The organism is Viridibacillus sp. d25.2 (assembly GCF_055456015.2).
This window is the reverse complement of record NZ_CM196652.1, coordinates 2,893,165-2,916,680: the sequence shown is the minus strand read 5'-3', so window position 1 is coordinate 2,916,680 and position 23,516 is coordinate 2,893,165. Positions and strand designations below refer to the sequence as shown.

General features: G+C 34.3%; 6 protein-coding genes. All 6 read left to right on the top strand.

Annotated features, from left to right (window positions below; translation table 11 throughout):
* The first annotated feature begins 49 nt into the window (after nucleotides 1-49).
* Nucleotides 50-3,964: a non-ribosomal peptide synthetase gene (locus tag ACZLO7_RS14370; RefSeq protein ID WP_464939154.1), complete on the top strand. Its 3,915-nt coding sequence runs from the start codon at nucleotides 50-52 to the stop codon at nucleotides 3,962-3,964.
* Nucleotides 3,957-7,130, top strand: a complete 3,174-nt coding sequence (locus ACZLO7_RS14365; RefSeq protein WP_464939155.1) for a non-ribosomal peptide synthetase — start codon at nucleotides 3,957-3,959, stop codon at nucleotides 7,128-7,130. The genes ACZLO7_RS14370 and ACZLO7_RS14365 overlap by 8 nt, the downstream gene beginning before the upstream one ends.
* Nucleotides 7,131-7,162: 32 nt before the next feature.
* Nucleotides 7,163-18,169 (top strand): non-ribosomal peptide synthetase, encoded by an 11,007-nt coding sequence (locus tag ACZLO7_RS14360; RefSeq protein WP_464939156.1) that lies wholly within the window; start codon nucleotides 7,163-7,165, stop codon nucleotides 18,167-18,169.
* A gap of 88 nt (nucleotides 18,170-18,257) precedes the next feature.
* A complete protein-coding gene (locus ACZLO7_RS14355) occupies nucleotides 18,258-21,341 on the top strand; it encodes a condensation domain-containing protein (RefSeq protein ID WP_464939157.1) in 3,084 nt (1,027 codons plus the stop codon).
* 149 nt (nucleotides 21,342-21,490) lie between these two features.
* Nucleotides 21,491-22,450, top strand: a complete 960-nt coding sequence (gene sbnA, locus ACZLO7_RS14350; protein ID WP_464939158.1) for a 2,3-diaminopropionate biosynthesis protein SbnA — start codon at nucleotides 21,491-21,493, stop codon at nucleotides 22,448-22,450.
* 56 nt (nucleotides 22,451-22,506) lie between these two features.
* Complete coding sequence (gene sbnB / locus ACZLO7_RS14345) at nucleotides 22,507-23,496, top strand: 2,3-diaminopropionate biosynthesis protein SbnB (RefSeq protein WP_464939159.1); 990 nt, start codon at nucleotides 22,507-22,509, stop codon at nucleotides 23,494-23,496.
* The last annotated feature ends 20 nt before the right edge of the window (nucleotides 23,497-23,516 follow it).

Genomic DNA, 23,516 nt, shown 5'->3' with positions numbered 1-23,516 from the left:
TCCCTTAAAGTATATTAATTACACTATAAATAAAATGAGGAGATTTAGAATGATGAGTAATCTAAATGGAAGAGAAACATCAGGAGTCCCAATAAAACAAGGAAATAAAGAGTATGAAAAAAAAGATAGCCTTACATTTGATATACCTAAAAATATACGTCAAAGTCTGTTGAACATGGCAGATAAATATCAAACTAAATTGGATCATATTTTACTATCATCTTATGTAATTCTACTTTATCGCTATAGTAATCAAGAATGTATAGTAATTGAATCAACTCTATCACCTAAAAATAGTGTAGGTAACCCCTTAATACTTCGAATAGATTTAAATAAAGATTTATCTTTTTTAGAATTATTGTCATTAATAGAGAAAAAACAATATGAAATAATGCAATATAGTCAAATAGATTTAAATGAGCATTTTTTAAAAGCGCCTAATCAATACAAGAATATAAAGTTTAGATATCCAATTAATTCTATACATAATAAACTAAATGAATATTTTGAGATTTCACTTGGTTTTTCATCGAAGGGTGGACGGATAACTGTTCAGCTTTATTATAATGCAAAGATGTTTGATGTAAGGATTATTGAGAATATAAAGAAGTGTTATTTAAATATTTTGGAAGAAGTTTCAAATGATCCTGAACAAAATATTTCTGGTATTCAATTATTAAACAAAGAAGAAATCTTTTCAATTATTAATAATAACATTCCTGACAAATGTGTTCTAAACAATCACTGTGTGCATCAGCTATTTGAAAAACAAGTAAATGCTACTCCTTATAATATAGCAGTTGATTTTGAGGGAGAGATTCTAACTTATCAACAATTGAATGAAAGAGCAAATCAAATAGCATACTTTCTTAGGGAGCAAGGGATTGGTCCAGATACACTAGTTGGCATTTATGTAGAACGATCTTTGGAAATGATCATAGGCCTTTTAGGAATTTTAAAGGCGGGTGGTGCCTATGTGCCAATTGATCCTACGTATCCAGAAGAAAGAATACAATACTTACTTGAGGATACAAACGTTTCAATAGTTTTAACGCAAGAACATCTTAAAACTAGAATAATTAAAGACGGTGTTCAAGTAGTTTGCCTTACTTCACATACTAATTTTTTTAAGTATAGCGGTGAGAATTTAGATAATGATGTCACTCTAAAAAACTTAATATATGTGATATATACTTCAGGCTCTACTGGAAATCCCAAAGGGGTTATGGTGCAACATGAAGGCATTGTTAATTATCTAACATGGATGCAAAAAAACTTTGAATTAACTCATGAGGATAAAGTCATTCAAAAGGCACCTTTTAGTTTTGATGCCTCAATAAGAGAGATATTTTGGCCATTAATATCAGGGGCACAACTAATAATTGCCAAGCCAAACGGTCATAAAGATGCCGATTATCTATTAGAGCTAGTAATTAATAAAGAAATCACTACCATTGTTTTTGTACCTTCGATGCTTAAAGTCTTTTTGCAACAAGAAGGAATAAAAAGGTGTACTTCCTTAAAAAGAGTGTTTTCGTCAGGAGAGGCTTTATCTATCAGTTTGCAACAATCTTTTCATAACGTTATAAAAGCGGATTTAATTAATTTATACGGACCTACTGAAGCTTCTGTTACAGCAACTGCTTGGAAAAGTAAAAGGGATAACCAGCTTAGTTTCATCCCTATTGGAAAATCGATTGTTAATGTAAAAGTATATGTTCTAGATAACAAATTAATACCTGTTCCTAATGGAGTTCCTGGTGAAATGTATATAAGTAGTGTTGGTTTAGCAAGGGGCTATCTTAACCGATCTGATTTAACTAAGCAGGCTTTCGTTCATAATCCTTTTAATGATGGTTTGTCACCATATTTATATAAAACCGGTGATATAGGGCGTCTGCATTTGGATGGCACCATAGAGTATTTAGGAAGAAAAGACTTTCAAGTGAAAGTAAGAGGTTTTCGTATAGAACTTAGTGAAATCGATTATGCTTTATCACAGTATCCTACTATATATGAAGCTGTTGTTGTAAAACAAAATTTTAATGAGGATGATAATCGTCTTGTAGCATACATAGTACCGAGGAGTAAAACATCTGATTTAAAAATAATAGACATTAAAAAATACCTTAAAGGGAAGCTTCCAGAGTATATGATTCCATCGAGTTTCGTTTTTTTGGATGAATTGCCTCTTTCTCATAACGGAAAACTCGATCGTAAAGCATTACCTAAACCTGAATATATATCGGATCAAGAATATATTGAACCTAGAACAGAGTCTGAAAAAATTCTGGCAAAGGTATGGGGTGAAGTTCTCCAAACTAGTGATATTGGAATTGATGATAACTTCTTTGAGCTCGGTGGAGATTCTATACTGGGAATGCAGATAATAACAAAATGCAGAAAGCTAAGTCTGTATTTTAACTTTAACCATCTTTTTAACCAGCCTACTATAAGAGAACTCTCTAAACATATTCAAACTTCTTTCTTATCAGAACTTATTCAGAAGCAAACTAAAGTAACAGGTACGAATATTTTGACGCCTATACAGCGATTATTTTTTGAAAAAAAATTACTTAATTTTTCTCATTACAATATGTCTCTATCATTAGACTTACACGAGGAATTAGATATTGAATTGTTACAAAAAGCTCTTAATCATTTAGTAGATCACCATGATATCCTACGGTCAAAATTCATATATAATACAGCGAATTGGGAACATTATTATGATGAAAGCATCAATGATATTCCACTTTCAGTTCATAACTTTTCTGATTTAGCCATACCTGTTCAGAATCAAATGGTAATTGAAACAGCAAATAGTAAACAAAAATCATTAAATATCACAGAAGGTCCGTTAATAACTGCCGAATATTTTAAATTATATCCTACACAGGGGGATAAGTTATTAATAGTTATTCACCACTTAATTATGGATGGAGTGTCTTGGAGAATTTTAATTGAAGACTTAGAAAGCCTCTATCTACAATTGAAGACAGGTAGTGAAATTAATGTACCTTATAAAACGACTTCGTTCCAAGAGTGGACATTAGAGCTCAAAAAGTTAGTCGTCTCACGTAAACTGGATAAAGATTATCAATATTGGAGGAGCTTTAATCCAAAGCAAGTGCCATTTCCTAGAGATTTTACTAATGGAGAGAATTCACTAGTTTCAGCAAGAAATATAAGCGTTTCTTTATTAGAAAATGAAACTGAAGAATTACTGAGATTGGTACCTAAAACCTTTGGATGCCAAATTAACGATATACTTTTAGCTGCCTTATTAATTACCTTTAAAAATGAGATAGGACATCAGAACTTGTATATAGATTTAGAGGGACATGGTCGAGAAGAACTAATTGATAAAGTAGACCTATCAAGAACTATAGGTTGGTTCACTAGTATATATCCTGTCTTTATAGATGCAAACAAAGTTAGAGAAGATCAAGACTTAAAGAATTTAGTAAAGATTGTTAAAGAAAATTTACAAACTATTCCTAACAGAGGAATCGGATTTGGGTTGCTTCGATATCTAAATGATTCTCAAGATGAGAGTGATAGACTAAGAGATTTACCAGCAGCAGAAGTTAAATTCAATTATTTAGGTCAATTTGATCAAACTTTTAATAGTTCTATCTTTAAGATGAATCAAAGATATAAAGGGAGAGAAATAGATGAACAGGGGATTAGAAGTTATATCTTAGATATTCTTGCTATGGTGACGGACCAAAGATTAAAGATAAATTGGGAATATTGTTGTAACATCAATCAACAAATCACCATTCAAAAACTTGCCGATAATTATATAGATAATTTAAGAAAAATGATAGGTTACTGTAAAGAAAATAAAGAGTTAACATTTTCTAACCCTGAAGAATTTCCAGAGGCTAAAATTAGTCAAAAGGATTTGAATACATTGATGGGTATTTTATCAAATAAAGGAGCGTCTAAAAATGGATAACATTGAAACTTTATATGAACTATCACCTTGCCAGCAAGGCATTCTATTCCATTCAGAATATGAACCGGAACAAGGGTTATATATCGTGCAATACTCCTGTGAACTTAATGGGAATTTAAAAGTATCACTATTAATAGAAAGTATTCAACAAGTAGTGAAACGCCATCAAGCACTACGAACTGATTTTTTCTGGAAGGGACTTGAAAAGCCAGTTCAGGTAGTTTATACAGATATAAAAATACCATATGAATTTCACGATTGGTCTAACCTTTCCAGTGAGAACTATGAGAGTAAACTACAAAAGTATCTAGAGTTAGATAGAGAAAAGGGATTTACAGGAGTACCTTTATTTCGATTTACTTTAATAAAAAAAGGTGAACAAAATCATCAATTAATATTTACACGTCATCATCTCTTGTTAGATGGATGGAGTCTATCTTTATTATTAGAAGAGATAGGTCAAGGTTATAAGAATTTAATTAATGATACACATATTAGATATAGGAGTAATAGTCAATACAAGGATTTTATTCAATGGCTTCAACTGAGAGATGTGTCAAATGATGGTAATTTCTGGGCGGATGAACTTAAAGATTTTAAGGCGGCTACAACTATCAAATTTGCGAAAAAAACAAATCAGGGTAAATATACCTACGAATATAATGAAGCAGAACTAAAGTTATCTCTTAATTTATCTGAGAAAATACGCCAGGTTGGACGATTGAATCATTACACAATAAATTGCTTACTACAGAGTATTTGGGCCCTTCTTTTACATCGATATAGTTTGGAAGAAGAAGTCGTTTTTGGAACAACTTTTTCTGGAAGACCTGCAGAATTTGAAGGCGCTGAATCGATTTTAGGAATGTTTATTAACACTCTCCCTTTTAAAGTGAAAATTAAACATACAGAAACATTCTCAAATTGGGTAAGAGAAGTTCAAAAGCAATTTCTTAAGATAAGAGAATTTGAACATACTCCACTAATCAAGCTTAGAGAATGGGCTGATATTCCGAATGATCAAGCTTTGTTTAATAGTATATTTGTATTTGAAAGCTACCCAGAAACAACTAATAAAAATGAATGGGGAAATGTTAAGATTCAAAATCCTTTTATAATAGAGAGAACAAATTACCCTGTTGCATTTATAGTAAAGCCAGGCAAGGATATTACTTTACAAATAAAGTATAAAACTGATGAAATCTCAGATGAAACAGCTAATTTAATATTAAGCCATTTCGAGAAAGCATTAAAATGTATTGTTGAAAATCCTAATCAACAAGTACAGGATATATCTATTTTGTCAGAGATGGAAAAAGAGAGAATATTAAAATACTCAAGAGGCAAAAAAGTCTCTATTAAAAAAAATTTACCCGTTCATAATTTATTTGAAGAACAGGTTCAAAAAACACCGAATGTTATTGCAGTTGTTGATGATCAAGACAAGATAACCTATAGGGAATTAAATGAAAAAGCCAACCTACTAGCGTATTATCTAAGGGATAAAGGAATAGGACCTAATTGCTTGGTGGGGGTGTGTTTTAATCATTCAATAGATTTAGTTGTTGGAATATTAGCAATATTGAAGGTAGGAGGAGCATATGTCCCTCTTGACCCTAGCTATCCCTTAGAACGCCTAAAATTCATTGTAAAAGATGCAAAGTTAGAGATTATATTAAGTCATAGTGACCTCTCAGTTTTAATAAAAGAGAATCAAGCTGAAATCATTTATCTTGACTCGCACGAGTGGAAACAAGACTTAAGAAATTTGGGGAATTTCCCTTGTAAAGCTGGCACTGAGGATAATGCTTATGTAATTTATACTTCTGGTTCTACAGGTACACCTAAAGGAGTTGTTATTTCAAATAAAGGACTTGTAAATTATTTAACGTGGGCTTTGGAGGCCTACAAGACATCGGAAGGTAATGGTGCTCCTGTACACTCTCCTATTGGTTTCGATTTAACAATTACTAGTTTGTTTTTACCGTTGTTAGCTGGTAAAACGGTCAGTTTTGTATCAAATTATCTAGGATTCGATTCACTAAGCGAAACATTGAAAAAAAGTAAAAACTTTAGCCTAATAAAAATTACACCTGCTCATCTTCAAATGCTTAGCCAGCAGCTATCCAAAAATGAGTTAAAAGAGGCAGCGAAGCGAATTGTAATCGGGGGAGAAGCTCTTTACCACGAACATATAAAAGTATGGCAGGAACATGCACCAGAAACAATCTTAATCAACGAGTACGGGCCAACCGAAACTGTTGTTGGTTGTTGTATCTTTGAAGTTCCTAACGACTATAAGGAATCCTACTCGCTCCCGATTGGTCGTCCTATAAATAATACTAATATATATGTTTTAGATAAATTATTAAGATTAGTTCCTTCTGGAATAACGGGTGAGATCTATATTGGGGGAGACGGAGTTGCGAAGGGCTATCTTAACCGCCCAGAGCTCACACAAGAAAAATTTATAGATGATCCTTTTCTACCAGGGGAACGACTATTTAAAACAGGTGATTTAGGAAGGTTCTTACTTGATGGGAATTTGGAGTATTTAGGGAGAATGGATACACAGGTAAAAGTTAGAGGGTATAGGATAGAGCTTGGTGAGATTGAAGCGGTACTGAATCAACATCCAGGAATCAATAAATCGGTAGTAATACTAGATGATGATAATTCGAAAAACAAAAAAATAGTTTCATATATAGTTTTAGAAAAAGGTTTAAAAGTTGAAACAAAGGCAATTTATGATTGGCTTAGTAGTATCTTGCCTAGTTATATGGTTCCGGCTCATATGATTCAGATGAAAGAATTACCTATCACCACTAATGGAAAGGTAGATAAAAAATCTTTACCTAAACCCCAAATAGTAGCTAATGAACAAATAGAGGAGACTCCAAAAACAGAAGTAGAAATATTAGTTGCTGATGTATGGTCTAACGTCCTAGAGTTTGACCATTTCAGTAAAAAAGATAATTTCTTTAGTTTAGGGGGGCATTCATTACTTGCTATGCGCATTGTTTCCGATATAAATGAGTTATTAAATATAAATTTACCTATTCGTTCTATTTTCGAGACACCAACAATTGAAAGCCTTTCGAAAGTAGTTGAAAATTTATTGCTAGAAGATGAAGAAAAACATGTAGATAACTTGGAGATATATTAACGGATAATAACAGAACAAAGGGGGAAAACTAGTTGAAAAAGGAAGATGAAAATATAAATAAAAATAGACTTATTGAAAAAAGATTAAAAAGATTGGGAGCACAAAGAAGAAATAAAATTGGTAGAAGGCCTGATAGTGTTGATGCTCCACTTTCTTATGCACAACATGGGGTGTGGTTTGCTAATCAAATGAATCCGGGTGATTCAACTTACAATGTTTCAAGGGTTTTTAAAGTTGAAGGCCAGCTTAATATTAAAGTGTTGGAATCATCGATACAAGAAGTTATAGACCGCCATGAAATTCTTCGTACCTCTTTTTCTAAGGGAGAAGAACAAGAAGCTGTGCAAGTAATTTCTCCTAATCTATTGATAAAAGTGAATCATCTTGATGTAAGCCATATTAATGAAGAAGAAAAGAAAATTGCTTATGCGCAAAATATTTTAAAGGAGGAAGCAGATAAACCTTTTGATATAGAAAAGGGTATGCTATTTCGAGTTAACCTACTAAAGATCAATGATTATGAGCATTGGCTACAATTCATCGTACATCATATTATTTTTGATGGAACATCTGCTGGATTATTAGTAAAGGAAATTAGTGCTTTATATACTGAAATTCTAAATAATAAACCTTCGCCTCTTAAGCCTCTTGGAATTCAATACGGGGATTTCTCTTATTGGCAGCATAATGAGTTTGATAAGGCATCTTTAGAAAGACAATTGACCTATTGGGAGAAGAAATTAGAAAACGTTGAGCCTTTATTAGAACTCCCAACTGATTATAAACGACCTATGATCCGAACTTCAAATGGAGCTTTATTGAATATTAATATACCTAACACTATATATAGGTCGCTTAAGGATTTAAGTATTAAAAAACAAACAAGTTTATTTATTATAATGTTGGCTGCCTTTAAGACACTTCTTTTTAGATATACATCTAGAGAGGATATCACATTAGGGTGTCCTATTTCAAATCGTAACAGCCAGACAGATGACCTAATTGGTTTTTTCATTAACTCCGTTGTCTTACGTACTAATTTTTCAAAGAATATGTCATATCAAGAGCTTCTTGATTTAGTAAAGGAAAATATGTTTGAAGCATTCTCAAATATTGAGGCGCCTTTTGAAAAAGTGGTGAAGCGTGTACAACCAAAAAGAGATTTAAGTTATACTCCATTATTTCAAATTGAATTTCAAACGGAAGTTCCGCTCAAGTTCGAAATTTCAGATTTAACAATAAATGAATTGAAGGTGGATTTTGGAAAATCTGAATATGATATGACAATCTCAATTATTGAGGAAGATGAAAATTTAGATATTTCTTTTAGATATAATAAAGACCTCTATAGTTTAGAAACTATAAAAAGTATGGCAAACAATTTTAAAGTATTGTTAGAGGCTATCGGGAATAATCCAAATAAAAGGTTAACTGAATATCCTTTAATAACAGAGATGGAGAGAAAACAGCTTTTAAGAGATTGGAACGAAACAACTTTTGATTATCCAGAGGAAAAACCTCTTCATGTGCTAATAGAAGAACAGGTAGCACATTCACCAAATAATGAAGCTGTTATTTATAAAGATAAACGCCTCACCTATCATGAACTTAATCAAAAAGCTAACCAGGTGGCCCATTACTTGCGTTTAAAGGGGGTGGGGCCTGATAAACCTGTAGTCGTATACATGGATAGATCATTGGAAATGGTCATCTCCCTTTTAGGAGTTTTAAAAGCTGGTGGAGCCTATTTACCAATAGATACGGAGGCACCTAAAAAAAGGATTTTAAAGCTTATAGAGAACTCTCGAGCAGTCGTATGTTTAACTCAAGAAAATTTAAGCGGAAATCTATCAAATATAAAAATCCCTTATATATCAGTTGAAACTAGTTGGGGTGAATTGGAGAATTTCTCCACTAACAATCCTGAGATAAACGTGAAATCAGACAATTTAGTATCCATCTACTATACATCTGGATCTACTGGAGAACCTAAAGGGGTGGCTAATTTACACAAAGGTTGGGTAAATAGGATTTGTTGGATGCAAGACTATCATAGATTAAGTCCATCAGATACAGTTTTACAAAAAACTATATTAACTTTCGATGATTCTGCTATTGAGTTTTTCTGGCCTTTAATGATTGGTGCGCGGATCGCAGTCTTGGAGCCGGGACTTCACAGTGATGCTGAAGCAATACTAGAGGCTGCAATTCGATATAATGTTTCATTTATACAATTTGTACCAAGTGTATTAAAGTTTTTCCTAGATAGTATTAAGGATCAAAACTATGAGGAATTACTACGTTTAAGGACAGTGATATCTAGTGGGGAAGCTCTGAAATCGGAACTTATTCAACTACACTTTGAGAAATTACCACATGTTAATTTATACAATCAATGGGGACCAACGGAAGTCTCTATTGATGCAACTGTTTATAAATGTTCTAAGGAGGATATTGGTAGGGATAACCTCCCTATTGGTAAACCAATTCATAATACAAAATTATATGTTTTAGATGAGGAATTGCAACCTGTTCCTGTCGGAGTCATTGGAGAGATTTATCTATCTGGGGTGGGGCTTGCTAAGGGATACTTAAATGATGCTGAACGAACAAAGGAAGCATTCATCCCTGATTTATTTGATGAAAAAGATGCTTTTATGTATAAAACAGGTGATAGAGGCTATTATCAACCTGATGGAAATGTAGTCTTTATAGGAAGAAAAGATGATCAAGTCAAGATAAGGGGTGTACGTATAGAGCTTGCAGAAATTGAGAAAGCTCTAAATGAACATTCTTCTATTAAAGAGTCAATTGTAATTGCTCATGAAGTAGCAACAGGAGATAAACGCTTAATTGCTTTTTTAGCCCCTAATGACAAGATTGTAATTTCTTTAGAAGAAATACAGAAGTTTTTAAAAGATAAACTTCCTCTGTATATGATTCCTAACCATGTATTTATGGTCGAGAAGATTCCGCTAACATCTAATGGGAAAGTTAATCGGAAGAAATTAAAAGCATCAATTGTCAATATTGTTACAGATGAAGGAAAGGGATATTTAGAGCCAGTTACGCCTACACAGATTAAATTAAGCCAAATTTGGTCACTTGTACTTAATAAAGAAAAAGTCGGTCTTAAAGATAACTTCTTTGAAATTGGTGGTCATTCGTTAGTAGCAGTTAAGGTTATAAATCGTATAAAACAAGTATTTAATGTAAAAATTGATCTTAAGGATATATTTACAAACGGTACTTTAGATCAATTAGCTTTACATATTGAACAGTTTTATAACGAGGCGAATATCAATAATGAAGAATCAAAGATTAAGAAGTTACCGACTAAAAAGAACTATGAGTTGTCCCATTCTCAAAAAAGGTTATGGTTTTTATATACTCTCAATCCGTTAAATGAATTTTATAATGTTCCAATGATAAAGGGAATTAATGGTTATCTAAACATTCATACGTTTAGAAGATCGTTAGATAAATTAGTAGCACGTCATGAAACATTAAGAACTATTTTTGTTGAAGAAGAAGGTATACCACGACAAATTATTAAAGAAAATAGTCCTTTCCAATTTAATTATATCGATTTAACTTTAGATAACTTTGAGGTTCAAAACAGGAAAATTAGTAGTTTAATAGATAACAATAATAAAGTTGCTTTTGACTTGTCTAAAGAACTTCCTATAAGAGCGATTTTATTTAAATGTGCTGAGAAAGAATATAGATTTTATGTTAACATGCATCATATTATTACAGACGCATGGAGTTATAATATTTTCTTCCGTGATCTGTCAGTAATCTACGAGGCACTATTAAAGGAGGAAGAGCCAAGCCTAACTACTCTTCCTATCCGCTATGTCGATTACGCAGATTGGCAGAATCAAGAGATCAAAAAAGGGACGTGGAAAAAACAAGAAGACTATTGGCTGGATAAGCTGAAAAAGCCTTTGCCAGTTTTAGACCTATCGACTGACAAAGTGCGTCCTGAAGAAATGAGTCTTAGCGGATCTGTGATACGTTCCGAAGTCTCCAAAGATTTGACTAAACAGCTTCGGACTCTGGCGAACAAAGAAGATGGCTCACTATATATGCTCCTGTTTGCTGCTTATAATATGTTACTGCATGTTTTGACGGAAGATCAGGATATTATTGTGGGAACACCGGTTACCGGTCGATCTGTAGAGACACTAGAGGATATGATTGGATTTTTTGTAAATACACTCCCGATTCGAGTTCGATTTGATAAGGTGAACACACTTAGGGATCTTCTGCAGGAGGTAAAACAGGAAATATTAAGCGCGTATGAACATCAAGATTACCCATTTGACTTATTGGTGGAGAAGGTAAACCCTCAGCGAGATTCTAGTCGATTTCCGTTGTGTGTCACTATATTCTCCTACCACGATAAAAATGGAAGAGAAGATAAACAGTCGGGGTTAAATTTCGAAGCCGTGGATGAAGAAGTTTCTCATACTACTTCAAAAATGGATCTTACCCTGTTTGCAACAAATACTCCAGAAGGAATTAAGCTTTCTTATGAGTATAGTACGGACCTGTTTTTAAAGAAGACCATCGAACGATTCGACGAAATGTATCAGAAGATATTGGTGGCCTTGGTGAACCAATTCGATGAGCCGATTAGAAATCTTGATTTACTACCAGAGGTAGACCAACTGTTGCATAGGCAGTTAAATGATACAACTATTCCATTTGATTTGGAAAAAACCATTCCGGACCTGTTTTACAAACAAGCCGATAGCTATGCAAATCGGACAGCGTTATCTGATGCCCAGAACAGTTTTACGTATAGAGAGCTTAACGAACGAAGTAATCAACTTGCCCATTTCTTACGGGAAAAGGGTGTGGGACCTAACCAACCTGTGGGTATTATGATGGATCGAGGGGCAGAAGTTATTCTTGCCATGCTTGGAATACTGAAAGCAGGTGGGGCTTATATGCCTATTGATCCTGGTTATCCGGAAGAACGTATCCAATATATGTTGAAGGACAGTGGCATAAGGTTACTGCTTACTCAAAAACATTTAAAGAGCAAATTAGTTCATCATCTTGAGACCGTCACTTTGGGGGATATTCCGGATAAAACAAGCATTGATAATCTTCCCATTTACAACACTTCGAATGATTTGGCATATGTAATCTATACGTCGGGTTCCACAGGCCAACCAAAAGGTACAATGTTAAGGCACATGGGTGTCGTGAATCTGATAGAAGATTGGAAATACAGATATAACGATTTTGTAGACCAAGAAATAGTTTTACAGTTTGCTTCCCACAGTTTTGATGGTTCCGTATGGGAAATCTGGCAGACTATCTTATGCGGTTCACGTCTGCATATCTTGTCTGATGAAGAGAGGCAATCCATTGATAAATTTGCGGATGTTGTTCAGCAAATGAAAGCTTCCATGACTTTTATGCCGACGGCACTCTTCCATCAATTTGCGAAATTACTGCCAGAGAGTGACTTAGGCAAATTGTCAACTATGAAGCGAATTGTGGTCGGAGGAGAGGCGTTAAAATCAGAGTTTGTACGCGAATGGTGGCGTCGGGGAGGGCATATCGAAATCGTTAATTTGTACGGGCCGACTGAAGCCACCGTCTTTGTAGCTGCACAGTTAGTAAATGAACTTGGGGATAGCCAATCTAACATTCCAATTGGAAAAGCGATAAGCAATGTAAAACTTCATGTTTTAAATCAGTATATGAACCCTTGTCCAATAAATACACCGGGGGAATTATATATCGAAAGTGAAGCAAACCTGGGAAGGGGCTATCTAAACAAACCAGAGAAAACAAAGGAAGCGTTTATTCAGCATCCGTATTATCCAGAAAAACAACTGTATAAAACAGGTGACATTGTCCGTTTAACACCTGCGGGGACCATTGAATATGTAGGAAGAAAAGATGGCCAAATCAAGGTACGAGGATATCGAATTGAGATTGGTGAAATTGAGTCGCACCTTCTGGAACATCAAGATATTCATATGGTAGCTGTGATACCTAAAAAAGAAAACGAAATTGTAACATTAATTGCTTACTATACAACAACAGGAGAAGACTTTAGTGAAAAAGATATCCGTTCTTACGTTGTAGACAAGTTACCTACTTATATGTTACCTGCGAGATTTATAAAATTAGAAAAAATGCCACTTTTACGAAGTGGAAAAGTGGACCGGAAGATGTTGGAGAAGTATGAATCCCAAAATAAGAAGATAAATCAGGAAGCTATAAAACCTTTAACTTCTACTCAATCTATATTAGTGAAAATTTGGGAGGATATTCTCCAATACAACACAATTGAACTTTCCGATTCCTTCTTTGATTTAGGAGGGCACTCTTTATTAGGAATTCAGCTACTTAATCGTGTAAATAACAAATTTAAAATAACATTTAGTATGAAAGACGTATACCAATATCCTACTTTAAAGGGAATGTCCGAACGTATAGAACAATTACTCAGTAAGTTATCTATATATGGATATGGTGAGAGGAAAATCAACAGGTTATTAGAACAAGATAGATATGAGCTATCGCACTCACAAAAACGTTTATGGTTTCTTTATAAATTGATTGCGGATAACAGAAGCTATGACGTAGCTGCCATGTACACATATAAAGGAACTCTTGATGTACCAAAATTTGAGCAAGCTTTTAAAAAAGTTATAAATCGTCATGATTCTTTACGAACTTCTTTTACTGATGTGGATGGACAGCCATACCAATCAATTAAGTCAAGGATAGATTTTTTATTAGAATATCGTGATTTAGGTGGAATGGCTTCTAATGATCAGAAAGAATATATAAATTTAAAAACTCGAGATGTTAACGCAGAACCATTTGATTTAGCAAAAGCTCCTTTACTTCGTGCAATTCTTTATAAATGTAGTAAAGAGGATTACAAACTTTACCTTAATATGCATCATATTATTACAGACGCATGGAGTTATAATATTTTCTTCCGTGATCTGTCAGTAATCTATGAGGCGCTAATAAGAAATGAAGAGCCAAGCCTAACCCCTCTCCCTATTCGGTATGTCGATTACGCAGATTGGCAGAATCAAGAGATCAAAAAAGGAATGTGGGGGAAACAAGAAGACTATTGGCTGGATAAGCTGAAAAAGCCTTTGCCAGTTTTAGAACTTCCAACTGACAAAGTACGTCCTGAAGAAATGAGTCTTAGCGGATCAGTAATACGTTCCAAAGTCTCCAAAGATTTGACTAAACAGCTTCGGGCTCTGGCGAACAAAGAAGATGGTTCACTATATATGCTCCTGTTTGCTGCTTATAATATGTTACTGCATGTATTGACGGAAGATCAGGATATTATTGTGGGATCACCGGTTACAGGTCGATCTGTAGAGACACTAGAGGATATGATTGGATTTTTTGTAAATACACTCCCGATTCGAGTTCGATTTGATAAGGTGAACACACTTAGGGATCTTCTGCAGGAGGTAAAACAGGAAATATTAAGCGCGTATGAACATCAAGATTACCCATTTGACTTATTGGTGGAGAAGGTAAACCCTCAGCGAGATTCTAGTCGATCCCCGTTGTTTGCAACTATATTCTCCTACCACGATAAAAATGGAAGAGAGGATAAACAGTCGGGGTTAAATTTCGAAGCCGTGGATGAAGAAGTGTCCCATACTACTTCAAAAATGGATCTTAGCCTATTCGCAACGAATACTCCAGAAGGAATTAAGCTTTCTTATGAATACAGTACGGACTTGTTTTTAGAGAAGACCATTGAACGATTCGACGAAATGTATCAGAAGATATTGATGGCCTTGGTGAACCAATTTGATGAGCCGATTAGGAATCTTGATTTACTACCAGAGGTAGACCAACTGTTGCATAGGCAGTTAAATGATACAACTATTCCATTTGATTTAGAAAAAACCATTCCGGAACTGTTTTACAAACAAGCCGAAAGCTGTGCCAATCGGACAGCGTTATCTGATGCGCAGAACAGCTTTACGTATAGAGAGCTTAACGAACGAAGCAACCAGCTTGCCCATTTCTTACGGGAAAAGGGTGTGGGACCTAACCAGCCTGTGGGTATTATGATGGATCGAGGGGCAGAAGTTATTCTTACCATGCTTGGAATACTGAAAGCGGGTGGGGCATATGTGCCTATTGATCCTGTTTATCCGGAAGAACGTATCGAATATATGTTGAAGGACAGTGGCATAAGATTACTACTTACTCAAAAACATTTAAAGAGCAAATTAGTTCACAATCTTGAGACCGTCACATTGGGAGATATTCCGGATAAAACAAGTATTGATAATCTTCCGATTTACAATACTTCGGATGATTTAGCCTATGTAATCTATACGTCGGGTTCCACAGGCCAGCCAAAAGGTGCAATGTTAAGGCACATGGGTGTCGTAAATCTGGTAGAAGATTGGAAATGCAGATATAACGATTTTGTGGACCAAGAAATAGTCTTACAGTTTTCTTCCCACAGTTTTGATGTTTCCGTATGGGAAATCTGGCAGACTATCTTATGCGGATCACGTCTGCATATCTTGTCTGATGAAGAAAGGCAATCCATTGATAAATTTGCGGATGTTGTCCAGCAATTGAAAGCTACCATGACTTTGATGCCGACGGCACTCTTCCATCAATTTGCGAAATTACTGCCAGAGAGTGACTTAGGCAAATTGTCAACTATGAAGCGAATTGTGGTCGGAGGAGAGGCGTTAAAATCAGAGTTTGTACGCGAATGGTGGCGTCGGGGAGGGCATATCGAAATCGTTAATGTGTACGGGCCGACTGAAGCCACTGTCTTTGTAGCTACACAGTTAGTAAATGAACTTGGGGATAGCCAATCTAACATTCCAATTGGAAAAGCGATAAGCAACGTAAAACTTCATGTTTTAAATCAGTATATGAATCCTTGTCCAATAAATACACCGGGGGAATTATATATCGAAAGTGAAGCAAACCTGGGAAGGGGCTATCTAAACAAGCCAGAAAAAACAAAGGAAGCGTTTATTCAGCATCCGTATTATCCAGAAAAGCAACTGTATAAAACGGGTGACATTGTCCGTTTAACATCTGCGGGGACCATTGAATATGTAGGAAGAAAAGATGGCCAAATCAAGGTACGAGGATATCGAATTGAGATTGGTGAAATTGAGTCGCACCTTCTGGAACATCAAGATATTCATATGGTAGCTGTTGTTGTTACACAAGACTCTATAGGTAATAACAAGTTAGTAGCCTATTACACAAGCACCGGCAATTATATAGATGGAAAGGAAATGCGTCAATTTATAAAAAGAAAGGTACCGGCTTATTTAATACCATCTGATTTTATACCATTAAATAAAATGCCATTTTTACCAAGCGGAAAAATTGATCGCCATAAGCTTATTAAACAGGAATTTGAAAGAAAAGCTCCTATTCAATTAAATAATAATGGTGGCAATTCTACTTTAAATCAATTAGAGGAGATATTACTTAATATTTGGGCTGAGGTCCTAGGAATAGACCCTGAAGGGATTAATATAAATGACAACTTCTTTGATTTAGGTGGCAATTCTTTATTATTAATGAAAATGAAAGAATCTATTAAAAAGAAGATGGAAGTTAATGTCTTAGTAACTGATCTTTTTAAATACACAACTATTTCATCTATAGCTCAAGCTATTGGACAAATTACTAATACAAATATTGCTCTATCTAGCCAAAAAGAACAAATACCAACTTCTAAAACTGAGTCAATTGCAATTATTGGTATTGGATTGCGCTTCCCAGAGTCTAAAAACACTTATGAATTTTGGTCAAATTTAACTAAAGGCAATGAGCTAGTTAAGGATATTCCTTTAGAAGAGCTTCCATACTCATTAGAGTCTCTTGATTCAGATATTTTAGAACGTTTAGTACTTAGGGGTGGATATTTAGAAGAAATAGATATGTTTGATCCTGATTTCTTCCAAATGTCGCATAAAGAAGCCAGTGATCTAGATCCACAACAGCGCTTCTTCTTACTTTGTGCTTGGGAAGCAATCGAAAATGCTGGATACAATTTAGAAGAAATTGGCGCTGGGACTTCTGTTTATGCAGGAATTTCAGAGACTAAATATTCGCCACGGGGTTCGAGAAATAGTGACGAAGAGGCATCTAATGAATTTCAATCTGATATTTCAACACTAAAAAAATTCGTTGCAACACGTACTTCATACAAGCTAAACCTAAAAGGAGAGAGTGTTGTAGTTGATACAGCTTGTTCTACTTCATTAGTAGCAGTTCATATGGCATGTCAAAGCCTCTTAAGCGGACAATCTGATTATGCACTTGCTGGTGGAGCTTGTGTACAGGTACCAGAAAAAGAAGGATATGTTTATGAGCCAGGATTTATTCTTTCACCTGATGGTAAGTGTAGACCTTTTGATGAATCCGCAAACGGAACAGTTGGTGGAAATGGAGTTGGCGTAATTTTATTAAAACGTCTTTCTGATGCTCAAAGAGATAATGATCCAATCTATGCAATAATTAGAGGCTCAGCAATCAATAACGATGGGAATGAAAAGATAGGGTATACAGCTCCAAGCCCTCAAGGAGTTGCTGATGTAATTCGAAAGGCACAAGCAGCATCGAATGTTGATCCCTCTTCAATTAGCTATATAGAAGCACATGGAACGGGAACATATCTTGGTGACCCTATTGAAGTTTCAGCTTTAAAAGAAGCTTTTTCTAATGTACACGAAAAAGCATCCTGCGCTCTTGGTTCTGTTAAAGGAAATATTGGTCACACCGATTCAGCTGCGGGGATTGCGGGTTTAATAAAGACGGCCCTTTGCTTGAAATATGACAAGCTAGTTCCAAGTATTAACTTCGAAAAGCCAAACCCTGACTGTGGCCTTAAAGATAGTCCGTTTTATGTAAATACAGAATTAAAAGTTTGGGATAGTAAGAACGGTATCCCACGTCGGGCTGGAGTTAGTTCCTTAGGAATTGGAGGTACAAATGCGCACGTTATTTTAGAAGAACCTCCATTAACCTGATTCCTAAATTTATTTAAGAGATTACCATGCCAAAAGTAAAATCTTTTGGCATGGTAAAGTTTACAAAAAAACATTTAAGGATGATTTTATGAATCAAAAAAATTCTATTGGGATCGAAGAACGTTCACATCATCTGTTTAATTTATCTGCTAAAAGTCAAAAAGCACTAAAAAATGCTGTAATTAACCTTGGTAGGCATTTAGATTTAGAGCCAAAACAAAATTTGGGGGATCTAGCTTTTACACTTCACGTTGGTCGAGTAACTTTTGATCATTGTCTCACAATTGTTGCTGAAAATAAGGAGAAATTAAAAGAAATTTGTCATCAATTAGGTAGTAGCTCAACATTAGATTTCCAGTATTCCGCTAACTATGGGCAAAAAATGAATAAGAAACACAAAATAGTATTTCTTTTCAGTGGGCAAGGTTCACACTATAGTGGGATGGGATATGAACTCTATAAAAGCTCTCCTTTAATAAGAGAGATATTTGAAGAATGTTTTGATATTTTGAAACCTTACTATCCGATCCATTTCTCAGAGTACATGTTCAATTCTGATTACAACTCAAGCTTAGACCATATTAACATCAGCTCATTAGCTATGTTTATAGTCGAATATGCTTTAGCAAAAAGTTGGCTATCTTGGGGAGTTAGACCCGATTATGTTATTGGTCATAGTCTTGGCGAATACACGGCAGCTTGTATAGCAGGTGGCCTATCTCTTAAAGACGCACTCCTAATGTTAGTTAAACGAGGTTATTTAATGGAAGAAAAGACTGAGAGTGGTGCATTACTATCTGTAAATAGTCCATTAGAGATTATAAATAGCTATTTGCTTCAATATAATAGTGAACTTACTATCGCAACAATTAATGGTCCGCAACAATTTGTAATCGGTGGTAAGAGACCATTAATTGAAGAGTTAATGCAACAATTGGAGAATGATGGGATAATAAATAAACTACTGCCAATATCTTCAGCATCACATTCTGTACTAATGGAACCAATCTTAGATACCTACCATAAATATATGAATGATAATATAACTTTTACACCTTTGCAAATACCTTTAGTATCGAACCTTACAGGAAACATTATTATGAATCAAGTGCTTGACGCAGACTATTGGTGTAAACATTTAAAGGAGACTGTTCATTTCGCTTCCGGAGTTGAAACTCTAATCTCAAAAGAAATTGATATCTTTTTAGAAATTGGCCCTCATCCAGTATTAAAAACTTTTGTAGAATCAATGGTTACGGATGACAGCCAAATTATATTATCTTCAATGAATCGTAAAGAGCCAGCATGGAAAACTGTTCAGGAAAGCTTGGGGAAAATATGGAGTACTGGTGTAATTGTAAACTGGCGAGAATTCGATAAGCAATTTGCACGTAAACGTGTACATGCTCCAACCTATTCTTTTGATTTAGTCTCTTGTTGGAGTAATTTTGATCAATCTTCCATGTTTAGCAGAGAAGGGGTATCAACAAATAAACAAACAGATAACAATGATAAGAAAAATTCTAATAGGATTACAACAGTTAGTGTAGATAGTAAAACACCCGAAGAGTGGTTAAAGATTATTTGGAGGGAAGTACTTGGAGTCGAAGACGTCTCTTTTGATAACGACTTCTTACAACTTGGTGGAGAATCATTACATCTTATTCAAGTTCAATCACGTATTAGGAAAATATTTAAAGTAACTATTCACCTAAAGGACTTATTCAAAAATACGAGTTTTAAAGATTTAACTGCACATATTAATAAGTTATTAAAGCAAAGTGAAAAAGATTCAACACAAAGTAATTCAATCGCTAATACCAATATTTCCATGACTGGTGAAGTTCCAATTTCCCACATCCAGAAAATGGCGTTTGGAATGTCAGAATATGATCCGGAATTCTTTTTCTTACCTATTTGTCTACAAACCAGTAAGCAAATCAATCCTAATTTACTTAAAAAAACTATAGAGATACTCCATAAACATCATGACATGTTACGTGCTACCTACCCGTATAAAGACGAGAAATTCATACAAGTAATTAAACCGTCTGAAAACATAAAGGTGAATTTTGAGCAATACGATTTGACAGCATACAAAAATGAGGAAGAAAAGGAAACTGCTTTTAAGGATATACAGCTAAGTTTAGCAGAAAAGACTAAGTTTACTAATGGGTTAATGAACAGAGCTGCATTAATTAGATGGGAACATAACACCTATAGGGTGCTATGGATTGTATCTCATCTTTATTCTGATAACATTAGTAACCGCATTTTACAGCAAGACTTAATTGAAACATACGAACTTTTAGAAAAAGGGTTAGAGCCTACTTTTGATAAAGGAACAACATACAAAGAATGGGTAGAAAATTGCCAAAATTTTATCAAATCAGAAAAGGTATCGAGTGCTCAGGGATATTGGGTTAATACTTTAAATGAAATTAGTGGATATAGAATAAATGTTGATAAATCATCATTTAGTAACACTTATAAAGACATTAAAACAGTTAGTCTTACTTTAAGTAGAGAAGTTACACAAAGTTTGCGTACATCTTTAACTACATTCTATAAAACAAATTTAAAGGAGATCCTATTTACGCTAGTTTCACGTTCTTTAGCTAAGTGGCTAAAGAAAGAGAAGGTAATCTTCAGCGTCAATGGTCATGGACGAGATATATTGGATTCTGAGTTAGATTTAAGTCGAACAGTCGGGTATTTTGTGAATAATTTCCCTTTTGTTTCGAAAGTTACAGAAACAGAATCTTTTGTTACAACTAATAATTTAATAAAAAATCAGCTTAATAGTATGCCTCATAGAGGTAATTCATTTAATATACTTCGGTATTTAGATGAAAATCAAGATACCCGTGAAGCGTTTAACAACTATCAAACGCCAGAGATACTATTAAATTATCATGGTGTATTAGACAATGATATAAATGAATGGACAGATTGGCATCCAGTCAAAACAACTTTTCTAGAACAACCGATAACCAGAGAAGTACCATATAAGCTTATTATATTAAGCTATATTAAAGATGGTCAGTTATCTCTTTACTTCAATTATGCTGGCAATTATTTTGATGATACTAGTATAAACAGACTTAAAAACACATTCTATAAAGAGATTAATACCGTAACCAGAGGTCTTGTAAATCTACAAACAACTTAGCTATGAGAGCTTTATTGTATGGTTTTTATTTTTCCATTATATCTTCAAAAGTTAACTACCCATCTTCATTATTATTCAAGGGTCGTTTGCTGTTCTTGATAAATTTGTATTTTAATCGTTTACAATCATAAAGAAAGGTGTCTTGAGACATGCTAAAAAAATTAAAAGAATTAGAACCTTATATTGGGAACACCCCTATTGTAAAACTTGAAAATGATTACATTAATTTATTTGCTAAGTTAGAGTACCATAATTTAATGAATAATATCAAAGCGCGAACAGCCTATAATATACTGAAATCTGCTATTGAAAGGGGAGATATTACTGAGCAATCAACTGTAATTGAATCATCCTCTGGTAACCTAGCTGTATCCCTAGCTATATTATGTAAAAAAATAGGGATAAAGTTTATCCCGGTGATTGATTCTAATATAAATCCAGCATATGAAAATATTTTAAGAATACTTTCACATCAAGTAGTAAAGATTACAAATCGAGATGAGACTGGGGGGTTTTTGATTTCTAGACTTGAAAAAGTCAATGAGTTATGTAAGGAAATCTCCACTGCATATTGGACTAACCAATATGCAAATGATGATAACTTTTTGGCTCACTTCGAAGGTACAGGTAAGGAGTTAGCTGATTATTTTAATAGACTTGACTATGCCTTTATTGGTGTAGGTACTGGTGGGACAATATCTGGTATTTCTCAACGCTTAAAAAAGACTTTTCCTCAAATTAAAGTAATAGCTGTTGATAGTGAAGGGTCCTTGATATTTCAGAATGTTCCGAGGAAAAGATACTTACCGGGTATTGGTTCAAGTATAAAACCTTCCATACTTAAACATGCATTAATTGATGAAGTTATTCATGTAGAAGAAGTTAGAGCAATTGAAGGTTGCCACGAATTATTAAACAAACACTCTATATTTGCAGGAGCCTCATCGGGAAGTGTATATTTTGCAGTTCAAGAATATTTCCAAAAGGTTCATCTTTCAACAAAACCAAATGTAGTCTTTCTTTGTCCAGATAGCGGTATGCCATATACAGATACAGTTTATAACCAGGAGTGGGTCAATTGGTTAAAACTACAACTTCAACATTTATAGTAGAGTCTTTCATGGTAAAGCTATAAGAGCAACTATATATAAGGATGTGGATAAAAGTGTTGTACTTAAATACGCAAGACATTGAAACTTTGGGCATTGACTGGAACAGAACAATAGAAGTAATTGAGCAAGCAGTGCATGCTTTGCAATTAGGAGATTTCGATCAACCCATTAAACCCTATTTACGTTACAATGATCTCAATAATAGAATTATAGCTATGCCAGCCTATATTGGTGGTAATACAAATTTTGCTGGTATTAAATGGATCTCAAGTTTTCCGAATAATATACATCAAGGTATGAAGCGTGCTCATTCTGTTACAATTTTAAACCACTCCGAAACTGGAAAGCCTTTGGCATTCTTTAACACCGCTTTGATAAGTGGTGTAAGAACAGCTTCTGTATCGGGGCTAATGATAAAACATTTCGACAAATCACGACTTCTTCAAGATATTACTGTAGGAATCATAGGTTTTGGCCCGATAGGTCAACTACACTTAAACATGATCAATTCACTTTTAGGGGATAGGATTTCCGAAATTATTCTATATGATATTGAGGGAATAAAACCTGAATTAATTCCATGCGAATTTAAAGATCGCGTAATTATTGCTGAATCATGGGAGGAAGCTTATTCTAATGCCGATATCTTTATTACTTGTACAGTATCCTCAAGTAGATATATTGACAAAGAACCAAAGAGAAACTCTCTTTTACTGAATGTTTCTCTACGTGACTTTCAACCTAGTATACTAAATTACACAAATTCCATAATAGTAGATGAATGGGAAGAAGTATGTCGAGAAAATACGGATATAGAATTGATGTATAAAACAAGAGGATTACAAAAGGAGCATACTTATTCTATTGTAGATGTAGTTTGTAACAATCAGATGGAGAGGTTACCTTTAAAAGAATCTATTATGTTTAACCCAATGGGAATGGCTATTTTTGATATAGCAATAGCAGCTTTTTATTATAAAGGTGCTATTACTAATGGGGTAGGAACTATACTTGAGGAAGATAGTTTAACTCTTTTGCCTTAAACGATAATACTTTGAATTCA